Here is a 9,936-nt window from a genome sequence, read left to right as displayed (position 1 = left end):
CTGGCACAACCTCGAGGACACCGGGCTGGCCCGACTGACCAGCACGCCAGACGCGGGAGCCGGCCCGAACGAGTTGGCCATTGTGCTCTACAGCCTGGCCCGTCACGCCGGTGCGGTGCCGTTGGCCGAAACCGACGCACTGGCCGGGTGGCTTGGCCGGCAGACCGGGATCGAGCTACCCGACGGCCCGCTGACCGTCGCGATCGCCGACGCCGAAAACGACGGCAAGCGGGTCACCGGCACCGCGCCGGCGGTGCCCTGGGCACGAGCGTGCACGGCCGCCTTGCTGGCCGTCACCACACCCGCCGGACTGCGCATCGGCGTGATCGACGTGGTCCCCGGTGTGCTGCGGGAAGATCACAACCTGGCGGGCGAACCGCGCGATTCGCTTCCGTTCGACGTGTCGGTGGACCAGTTGCACGCAGTAGACCCGGCAGTCGGCGCCGAGTTGGCTCGGCGCGGCGCATGGTCTCGCTGTGTGCAGACCATCGGGGTGCTCGATGCCACCGCAGCGTTATCGGTGAGCCACACCCGCCAGCGCGTCCAGTTCGGTCGCCCGCTCAGCGCCTTCCAGTCTGTGCAGCAATCACTGGCCGGCATGGCCGGAGAAATCGAAAGAGCCCGCGCCGCTGCGGAATTGGCGATCGCCGCCGCTGCCGAGCATGGCTTCGACTCCCCACACACCGACTACGCGGTCACCGTCGCCAAGGTGGCGGTCGGCAGGGCCGTCGGCCCAGTCACCAGCGTCGCTCATCAGCTGCACGGTGCGATCGGCGTCACCAGTGAACACCCGCTGTGGCTGTTCACCCTGCGCGCTCAGAGCTGGACCGGGGAGTACGGCACGACCGCGAGCTACGCGCGGCGACTCGGCCGGCAGGTGCTATCCGCGGAGGACCCGTGGAGTTTGGTGACGGGCGATGTGACTCACATGGAAAGCAACACGAGATGAAGGAGAAAGCGTGACGGTACAGCAATTCGAGGGCGCCTCGGCAATCGTCAGTGGCGGGGCGGGCGGCCTGGGCGAGGCAACGGTCCGTCGGCTGCACGCCGACGGACTCGGCGTGGTGATCGCCGATCTCGCCGCCGACAAGGGCAAGGCGCTGGCTGACGAGCTGGGCAGCCGCGCCCTGTTCGTGAGCACCGATGTGACCAGCGAGGACAGCATTCTCGGCGCGATCGAGCAGGCCAACCAGCTGGGTCAGCTGCGCTACGCGGTCGTCGCGCACGGCGGTTTCGGTGTGGCGCAACGGATCGTGCAGCGGGACGGCAGCCCGGCCGACTTCGGCGGCTTCACGAAGACCATCGACCTCTATCTGAACGGCACCTACAACATGGCCCGACTCGTGGCCGCTTCGGTGGCCACCGCAGAACCTCGCGACGGCGAGCGCGGCGCACTGGTGTTGACCGCTTCGATTGCCGGCTACGAAGGCCAGATCGGGCAGACCGCCTATGCGGCGGCGAAAGCCGGCGTCATCGGCTTGACCATCGCCGCAGCGCGCGACCTGAGTTCGGTGGGCATCCGGGTCAACACCATCGCGCCGGGGACCATGAAGACACCGATCATGGAGTCGGTCGGCGAAGAGGCCATCGCCAAGTTCGCCGCAAACGTGCCTTTCCCGAAGCGGCTGGGTACGCCCGACGAGTACGCCGACGCGGCGACGTTCCTACTTACAAACGGCTACGTCAACGGCGAAGTGATGCGCCTCGACGGCGCCCAGCGGTTTACCCCCAAGTAGGGGCGACGGCGCTACAACCGGCCGTCAAGCTGGAGCTCGGGGTGCACCCACGTCGGCGAGTTCTTCTCCTTGAACGCGCGGAAGCCTTCGCGCGCCTCAGGACCGAACATGCTGGTCTGCATCCCGATCCGGTCGAACAAGCCCAGGTAGTTGTCCAGGCTGGCCTTGACCACGCCGCGCGCTGCCGGAGCCGTCCGACAGCATTGACCGAGAAGTTCTTTGGCAACCTTCAGCAGGTCGTGGTGCGGAACCACCCGGGCCACCATGCCCCAATCGAGGGCCTCCTGCGCGGTCAACGTCCGGCCGGTGAACATCAGGTCCTTCGTGCGGACCGGGCCGATCAAGCGTGCCAACACCTGGCTGTAGTAGGTGTCGGCAATGCCGCGGAACAACTCGGGCACCCGGAAGGTCGCCCGATCGCTGACCACCGCGAGGTCGCTGCACATGGCGATCTGCAGACCGCCACCCTGAGCCAGGCCATTGACCGCCGACACAACCGGTTTCGGCGACTGTCGCAAGACGTCGAACGGCGTCGCGTCCATGCCCATGGTTGCGGCAAAGTCCATCCAATTGTCCTCAGCGGACTGCCCCAGATCGCCGCCCGGTGCGAAGACGTCACCGGTTCCTGTGATGAGCAGACCCGCGAGATCGGGATCGGCATTGACCCGGCTGATGGCGTACCGGATGCCGAAGTACATCGCGGGCGTCATCGCATTGCGCGCCTTCGGACGGTCCAGGGTGCATACCGCGAAAGCACCTTCGCGTTCAAAGCGCAGGAACGGAGTGCCCAACCAGTCGCCGTCGGGAGGACGGGGACCGCCATTGAGGCCATCAGACATGTGGGAATCCCTTCGAGAGCATCGATTGTTTCGCTCGAATCAAAGTAGCGAAATAGTTGTATGATTCCAATCTCCCGGCGTAGCATCCTCCACGTGGCGCAGGTCACTGAATCGCGCCCGTACCATCGCGCACAGCGCGGCCACTAGCGAGCTACTGGAGGCAAACGAATGGGTTCACTCGACGGCCGGGTCGTCTACATCACCGGCGCCGCCCGCGGGCAGGGCCGCTCGCATGCGGTCATGTGCGCCGAGCAAGGTGCGAACATCGTCGGAGTCGACATCTGTGAAGACCTCGAGGTCGTGCCCTACAAGCTGAGCTCCTACGAGGACCTCGAGGAGACGGCTCGCCTGGTCGAAAAGACCGGGCAGGAGATGCTTTTCAGCAAGGCGGACGTCCGCGACAAAGCTGCCCTGCAGCAAGTGTTCGACGCGGGCGTCGAACAGTTCGGGCACATCGACACCGTCATCGCCAACGCCGGCGTGGTGTTGACCAATGCCGAGGAGCGCGACGCCTCCGAAGCGTTGCGGCTCGGCCTCGACATCATGCTCATCGGCGTCTGGAACGCATTTCAAATCGCGATTCCCCACCTGAAGGAGCGCGGCCAGGGTGGCAACCTGATCGCAACCAGTTCCATGATCGCGCTGCTGGATCTCACCGACGGTCGTGGCGGGACCGACGCCTACCTGATGTCCAAGCTCGCGATCACCGGCCTGGTCCGCTCTTACGCGAACATGCTTGCCGCTGAACGTATCCGAGTGAACGGGGTGGCGCCGACCAACTGCGCGACGCCGATGATCACCGAGAACCCGGCGCTATTCAAGGTGATCGAGGAGAACCCGCACCTGGTCAACGCGATGCAGACCGCACTGCCGGACTTCCCGATGATCGAGCCGCGTGACGTCAGCAATGCCATCCTGTTCCTGATCAGCGACGCGGGCCGCTCGTTCACCGGAAGCATCCTCAAGGTGGACGCCGGCATGGACGTGCGGCGAGGATAGTCGGCGCGGCGAATGCACTACGGAATCGACGGCCGATCGGCGCTGGTTGTCGGCGGCAGCAAGGGAATTGGCTTCGAGGTCGCCAAACAGCTAGCCGGCGAGGGTGCGCGGGTGGCGGTCCTGGCGCGGACCAAGATCGACGTCGACGCCGCGGTCGAGACGATCCGCGGTGATGGCGGAACCGCGATCGGCGTCAGCGCAGACGTCGCCAATGCAGAGCAACTCGGCGACGCCGTGCGGGAGGTCACCGCCGAGCACGGTCCGCCGCTCATCGTGATCGGTCAAGCGAAGTATCAACGCCCAGGCGATTTCGCCGACATCACCGACCTGAACGTCTACCGCGAATCCTTCGAAATGCACACGATGAGCCAGATCCTGCTGCTGCGGACGGTCCTGCCGGCAATGAAGGACGCCGGCTGGGGTCGATTCGTCCATATCGGTTCAGCCACCGCCAAAGAGCCGGCGGGCAACATCCACCACGCGGTGGCCAACACGAGTCGGCCCTCGACGATCGGGCTGCTCAAGACGGTCTCTGACGAGTACGCCCAGCACGGCATCACGATCAACACCGTCGCGCCCGGCTGGATAGAGACCGAGAACGCACTGGCCTACCTGGAGCAGCACCTCGGCGCGAGTACCGATCAGGAGCGACGGGACTTCATGCTGACCGAGGCCCGCGTCCCCGCGGCACGGATGGGCAGACCGCCCGAAATTGCCTCGCTCATCACCTATCTCTGTTCAGAACCAGCCGGCTACCTGACCGGTAGCTGGATCGAAGTCGACGGTGGCTTGCACCGATCGGCGTTGTAACCCCTAGGAGCACACGTGGAAACCCTTGGCGCCCCTGAACTCTCCTTCGCCAGTCTGCCGATGGCGGCCGACCGCGGGGTGGGATGGAAGGCCCTGCGTGACGCGGGACGCGTGGTGTCCGTCGACGGAATCTTCTATCTGACCCATCGCGACGACGTGCTGGCCGCGCTGCGCGACCCCGAATTGTTTTCGTCGAAGAAGGCTTTCGACGTACTCGGCAGCCCACTGCCCCTGGTGCCGATCTCGTTCGATCCGCCAGAGCACACCCGGTTCCGCAAGATCCTGCAGCCCTTTTTCAGCCCGCACACGCTGAAAGAGATGCTGCCCTCGCTGCAGCAGCAAGCGATCGAGATTGTCGAACGGGTGGCGGCACAGGGCGAATGCGAAGTGGTGGCCGACGTTGCGATCCCCTACCCCTCGCAGGTGTTCCTGACCTTGTTCGGCCTTCCGCTGGATGATCGCGACAAGCTCGTCGCCTGGAAGACATCGGTTATCGCCATCTCGGAAGCGCCGTCACTCGAGGATGCCGACCTGACGCCGGCACTCGAATTGGTCGCGTACCTCACCGAGGCGATCAACGCACGGCGGGCCGACCCCGGGCCAGACATCTTGTCCCAGTTACTCTATGGCGAGGAGCCGCTCGACGACGGTGAAATCATGGGCCTGAGCTTCCTGTTCGTCCTGGCCGGGCTGGACACCGTCACCGCGGCGATGAGTTCGGCCCTGCTGGAGCTCGCCCGCAACCCGGAGCTGAGGGTGACGCTGCGCGAAGATCCCGACCAGATCGACGTGTTCGTCGAGGAGATCGTCCGGCTGGAGCCGCCGGCGCCGATGGTGCCCCGCGTGACCACCACCGAGGTCACCATCGGCGACGTCACGCTGCCCGCCGACACCATGGTGCGGTTGTGTATCGCCGCGATCAATCGTGACGACAGCGACGAGATCTCCACCAACGACGTGGTGATGGACGGAAAGGTGCACCGGCACTGGGGCTTCGGTGGCGGACCACACCGCTGCCTGGGGTCGCACCTGGCCCGCCTCGAGCTGAGGTTGATCGTGGACGAATGGCTCCGGCGCATTCCCGAGTTTTCGGTGAAAGACGGCGAGGAACCGCAGATCGTGTTCCCGGCCAACACGTTTTCACTCGAGCGAGTACCGCTGAAGCTCGGCTGATGGCTCCGACACCATGGGACCCCGAGACCACGGCTGTTGTCTGTGTGGAATGCCAGAACGGTGTGTTGGGCCCCGACTCCGTCTTGCCCGCCTTGGCCGCCGACAGCTCTGAACTCGTCTCCAGCGTGGCCCGGCTTCTCGAATCGGCCCGTCAGCTCGGCGCGCGAGTGGTGCACGCGACCTACGAGGGCAACCTCGGCGGCCGGCCGACCGGGACGGCGCGCATCTGGCGGGCACTGGGTCCGGCAACCGCACATTGGGCTCCCGGAACCGCCTCCACCGCAGTGCTTCCCGAGCTGCTGGCACCTACTGACTTGGTGTTACCGCGCCACCACGGCCTTTTCCCCACGCTCGATTCTGAATTGCTGCCCGTGCTCAAAGGCTTCGGCGTGAGGACCATCGTCCTCGTCGGCGTTTCGCTGAATCTGGCGATCACCCATACTGCCGGGCATGTCACACAGGCCGGTTTCGACCTTGTCGTGCCGCGCGACGCCGTCGGTGGAACTCCGCAGGACTATGCAAACCAAGTGCTGGACAACACTATCGCTGTGCTGGGCCGGCTCACCACGGTCGATCGGCTGATCGCAGAATGGACGCCGGTCAGGTCTGACCGGTAACCATTCGCCACAGCATCTCGGTGGCCGCCATGATGACTGCTTGGCGTGTCGCCGACGGGATCTCGTTGTGACGAACCATCAGCCACGAACGCTCGAGCATGGCCATGACCACGAGGCCGGTTGCGACCGGGTCGAGGTCCGGCGGTGTCGGCGCCAGCTTGGCGATGCCCTCACCGAGCGCGGCGGCGGTTCGACGGTGCGAGCGGGTCACCGCAGCACGGAATTTGCGATCGGAAGGCATGTCCGCCGTAGAGCGGATGACGAACGCACCGTTACGATCGAGGTAGTCGAAGTAGCCGGCGACCCAAGCCTCGATGTTGCCTCTGTCGGGCGAGCTGCCCTGCTCCATGAAGCCTTCGACAACCGCGAGTGCCTCGCGGTAGGTATCGGTGCCCAGCTCAATGAACAGCTCGGTCTTGTCAGCGAAGTAGTAGTAGAAATTCGCCCGGGTGACCGTTGCGAGTTCGGTGATGTCCCTGATGGTGACGCCAGAGAAACCCTTGCGCGCGAACGCGGTTCGCGCCGCATCCAGAATTGACTCTCGGGTGCGGTCGGACTTGCGTATTACCCGGCGCGGCGAGCCATCAGACGCCATGCGCAACCGGCTCGGCTGCGGCCTGCGATTCGGGATAGAAGCCGCTCGCCCACCGGCGCAGTGCGCGAAAGCCCGCTCCCTCCGAAGTGGCCAGGCCCGGCTTTTCGAGATACTGCTGGTGTTCCCAGATCCGGATGTCGTCCGGCAGAGCGAGTTTCGCCGCGGCCAGCCGGTTTTCGAAATCACCGGGTTCTTCAGTTTGTTCTTCGCTGATCCAGTACCCGGCGAAGATGTCTGATCGGGAGTCGTCCACCGGTGTAGCGCAGATCGAGATCACCCGGATCCCGTCGCGGACGTGTTCGCCGTTGTAGCTGAGACCAACGCCCGACCAGTAGATCTCGATCGTGTTCATCGTCTCGCCATCTCGGTCCACGCCGTCGCTCCACCTCCGGCCGAAGCCGACCTTGGCCGACCAGGTCGAGCTGTCGGTGCTCTCGCGCAACACCACGGGACTGATCGGGGTGCGATGAACGAACTGGAAATGGTGCGGGTCGACGGCGTTCTCGGCGATCACCTGGGGATGCACCTTCACCCGCTCATGCCGCGTCCGGCAATCGGCGCCAAATGCGTGGAACTGCCGCGAGCGGACGTGATCGCCGAGCACCGCGAAGGCGTCGGGCGCCTCCCACAGTGGCTCCCTGCCGGCGATGTCATGCCAGATCAAGATCGAATCATTGCGCTCCGCGACGGGGTAGGAACGTACCCGCCGGGCCTTGTTGGGCCGATCCTGATAAGGAATGTGGACGTTGCGCCCGGCGCCGTTCCACACCCAACCGTGAAACGGGCACTGGATGCCGTCTTCGACAACACAGCCACCATGAGCCAGGCTCGCACCAAGATGTTGGCAGTGCGCGTCCAGCACCTTCACCACCCCGTCCAGTTGCCGGAATGCGACCAGATCCCGGCCGAAATAGTGCAATGGGACCACATCAGCGACGGCGAGGTCCGCACTCCACGCGACCTGGAACCATCCAGTGGGCAGCATGCTCGGCAGGGTTTTCACAGCCGACACGTTCCTTCCGCTCGCAACGCCTGGCAGCAGCAATATCCGAGGCTAGCCATTTTTGACACTTTTGTCGAAAATAGTGGGTGGTCGGGAGAATCTAGCCGCGATGGCCGATCAGGACGTACAATGAACTTGTATTACTAGGTTAATGATGTGACGTGGATGGATGTGAGCGCGCATGGACTGGGGTCTGCCGTGGCCGGGGCCTGCGCTGGCAACGCAGGCCGAGAATGTCGGGGCACGCGCGTTCTGCGCCGGTGAGTTCGCCGACCTCAACGCCTACGTCACATCGACCGAGATGGCGCTCGGCACCTCGGAGGCGAAGATCGGCCCCGGGATCGCGTATGCGTTCGCCCGGTCCCCCTTCGTGCACGCCTCGGCGATCCGGCACCTTTCCACACTCGCCCCGGGCAGGGTCTTTCTGGGGCTCGGGTCGGGCACCTCGCGGATGAATAGAGACTGGTTCGGTGTCGATGCCGCCCACCCCGCTCCCCGGATGGCCGAGTTGATCGAGGTGATCCGGGCTTTTCTCCAAGCCGAGAACGGCGAACGCATTCGGTACGAGGGCCGGTTCTACAACATCGACGCCGACATCCGTGCGCCGGTCTTCGGCCGGTTGGATGTGCCCATCCTGATCGGAGCGTTCAACAGGATCATGGTGCGCACGGTAGGTCGCACTGCTGATGGCGTACTGGGGCACGGCATATTTACCGATCGGTGGTGGACCGAACTCGTGGAGCCCGAACTGGCGCGTGGGGCCGAATCAAGCGGACGCGACCCGGCCGAGCTACGACGCTGGGGTTGGCTGATCACCGCGATCGACAACGACGACCCGGCCCGGGCTATCCGGGACGCACGGCTTCAGGTCGCCTTCTACTTCACCGTGAAGACCTATGACTCACTCGTCGAATTGCACGGCTGGACAGATGAGGTCGCCCAGATTCGTTCAGCCTTCCGCAGCGGCCAACCGGAAACGATCGCCGACCACGTGACCGACGATATGCTGTGGTCGATCGCGATCTGCGGGAACGACAAACAGGCGCACGAGATGATTGCGAGTCGCAAACGACTGCCCGACATGGCGTTTGCATCGCCGCCGAGTTTCCTGGTCGGACGCAGGCGACGCGCCGGCTACGGCGCAGCCGCCACGCGCGTGCTGTCGCAGCTGCACTAACGCATGCCACGGATGCGCCAAATCGCCGCCGTACATGGTGTACTGAGTGCTACATGTTGAGTTTCAGGAGGTCGCGATGCCTAAACGGGAGCCTCTCGGGCCGATGACCGTTTCAGAGAAAAACGGTGCGGTGCGGTCGCCCAAGACGGCCGAGATCGTGGCGGACACGTTACGGCGGATGATCGTCGAGGGACAGCTCAAAGACGGCGACTTCCTGCCCTACGAAGCCGAACTCATGGATCACTTCCAGGTCAGCCGGCCGTCGCTGCGAGAAGCGGTGCGAGTTTTGGAGTCCGACCGCCTCGTGGAGGTGCGCCGCGGCTCACGCACCGGCGCCCGGGTTCGCGTCCCGGGCCCCGAGATCGTCGCGCGGCCGGCAGGCTTCCTGCTCGAAATGGCGGGAACGACGCTTGCCGACGTGATGACTGCACGGATGGGGATCGAACCGTATGCGGCCCGACTGCTCGCAGAAAACGGTACCGCGACAGCGCACCGCGAGTTACGCGACCTCATCGATGAGATACCTGATGCCTGGGAGACAGGCAGATTGGCGGCGGCCTCGACCGGATTGCACCGCCGACTGGTGGAACTATCCGGCAACGCGACGCTGACCGTGATCGCCGGCATGCTGCACGAGATCTTCGAAAGACACATGACCGCAGCGTTTCTCAGCGTCGAGAACGTTGTGCCCAAGGCTCAGTACAACAAGCTGATGCGGTCATATACCCGACTCGCCGACCTCGTGGCCAAGCGCGAGGGCGACGAGGCCGAGGCACATTGGCGGCGACACATGGAGAACGCCGGCGCTGAGCTGCTCAAAGGCTATGAGAAGACGAAGGTCCGAGACATCATGCATTGAGTGGGCTCGGCGTCCACCCCACGTGAAGGAAGTCTAATGCGCAAGCCGCTCAACGGAGTTCGCGTGCTGGAAGTCGCTCAATTCACCTTCGTTCCCTCGGCAGGCGCGGTGCTCGCCGATTGGGGCGC

Annotated in this window: 12 protein-coding genes; 9 read left to right on the top strand and 3 right to left on the bottom strand. The window is 64.7% G+C overall.

What is annotated here, in order from left to right:
* A partial coding sequence (locus VN856_RS08400; protein WP_325687950.1) for an acyl-CoA dehydrogenase family protein occupies positions 1 to 949 on the top strand: 949 nt, incomplete at its 5' end.
* Between the two features lie 10 nt (positions 950 to 959).
* Positions 960 to 1,736 (top strand): SDR family oxidoreductase, encoded by a 777-nt coding sequence (locus tag VN856_RS08395; RefSeq protein ID WP_325687948.1) that lies wholly within the window; start codon positions 960 to 962, stop codon positions 1,734 to 1,736.
* A gap of 11 nt (positions 1,737 to 1,747) precedes the next feature.
* On the opposite strand, the gene VN856_RS08390 is transcribed toward VN856_RS08395, so the two are convergent.
* A complete protein-coding gene (locus tag VN856_RS08390; protein ID WP_325687947.1) occupies positions 1,748 to 2,575 on the bottom strand; it encodes an enoyl-CoA hydratase/isomerase family protein in 828 nt (275 codons plus the stop codon).
* Positions 2,576 to 2,743: 168 nt separating this feature from the next.
* On the opposite strand from VN856_RS08390, the gene VN856_RS08385 reads away from it, so the two are divergent.
* The 4 genes from VN856_RS08385 to VN856_RS08370 are packed head-to-tail and all read left to right on the top strand — an operon-like array spanning position 2,744 to position 6,174.
* The gene (locus VN856_RS08385) at positions 2,744 to 3,574 is read left to right on the top strand and encodes a mycofactocin-coupled SDR family oxidoreductase (RefSeq protein WP_325687945.1); all 831 of its coding nucleotides are present in this window, start codon (positions 2,744 to 2,746) and stop codon (positions 3,572 to 3,574) included.
* 12 nt (positions 3,575 to 3,586) lie between these two features.
* The gene (locus VN856_RS08380; RefSeq protein WP_325687943.1) at positions 3,587 to 4,384 is read left to right on the top strand and encodes an SDR family oxidoreductase; all 798 of its coding nucleotides are present in this window, start codon (positions 3,587 to 3,589) and stop codon (positions 4,382 to 4,384) included.
* A 60-nt stretch (positions 4,385 to 4,444) separates the two neighbouring features.
* The gene (locus tag VN856_RS08375) at positions 4,445 to 5,557 is read left to right on the top strand and encodes a cytochrome P450 (RefSeq protein WP_325687956.1); all 1,113 of its coding nucleotides are present in this window, start codon (positions 4,445 to 4,447) and stop codon (positions 5,555 to 5,557) included.
* Positions 5,557 to 6,174, top strand: a complete 618-nt coding sequence (locus VN856_RS08370; RefSeq protein ID WP_325687942.1) for an isochorismatase family protein — start codon at positions 5,557 to 5,559, stop codon at positions 6,172 to 6,174. Before VN856_RS08375 ends, VN856_RS08370 begins: the two co-directional genes overlap by 1 nt.
* On the opposite strand, the gene VN856_RS08365 is transcribed toward VN856_RS08370, so the two are convergent.
* Positions 6,158 to 6,769, bottom strand: a complete 612-nt coding sequence (locus VN856_RS08365) for a TetR/AcrR family transcriptional regulator (protein ID WP_325687940.1) — start codon at positions 6,767 to 6,769, stop codon at positions 6,158 to 6,160. The genes VN856_RS08370 and VN856_RS08365 overlap by 17 nt on opposite strands.
* Positions 6,759 to 7,754, bottom strand: coding sequence for a Rieske 2Fe-2S domain-containing protein (locus tag VN856_RS08360; protein ID WP_325687953.1), 996 nt, complete (start codon positions 7,752 to 7,754; stop codon positions 6,759 to 6,761). The genes VN856_RS08365 and VN856_RS08360 overlap by 11 nt, the downstream gene beginning before the upstream one ends.
* A 199-nt stretch (positions 7,755 to 7,953) precedes the next feature.
* On the opposite strand from VN856_RS08360, the gene VN856_RS08355 reads away from it, so the two are divergent.
* The 3 genes from VN856_RS08355 to VN856_RS08345 form a co-directional block, all read left to right on the top strand.
* Positions 7,954 to 8,949, top strand: coding sequence for an LLM class flavin-dependent oxidoreductase (locus VN856_RS08355; RefSeq protein WP_325687938.1), 996 nt, complete (start codon positions 7,954 to 7,956; stop codon positions 8,947 to 8,949).
* Between the two features lie 76 nt (positions 8,950 to 9,025).
* The gene (locus tag VN856_RS08350; RefSeq protein WP_325687937.1) at positions 9,026 to 9,808 is read left to right on the top strand and encodes a FadR/GntR family transcriptional regulator; all 783 of its coding nucleotides are present in this window, start codon (positions 9,026 to 9,028) and stop codon (positions 9,806 to 9,808) included.
* 36 nt (positions 9,809 to 9,844) lie between these two features.
* On the top strand, positions 9,845 to 9,936 hold a 92-nt coding region (locus VN856_RS08345; RefSeq protein WP_325687952.1), incomplete at its 3' end, for a CoA transferase.

Origin of the sequence: Mycobacterium sp. (assembly GCF_035603715.1) — a bacterium.
Lineage (GTDB): Bacteria > Actinomycetota > Actinomycetes > Mycobacteriales > Mycobacteriaceae > Mycobacterium.
This window is presented reverse-complemented; position numbering and strand designations above follow the sequence as displayed.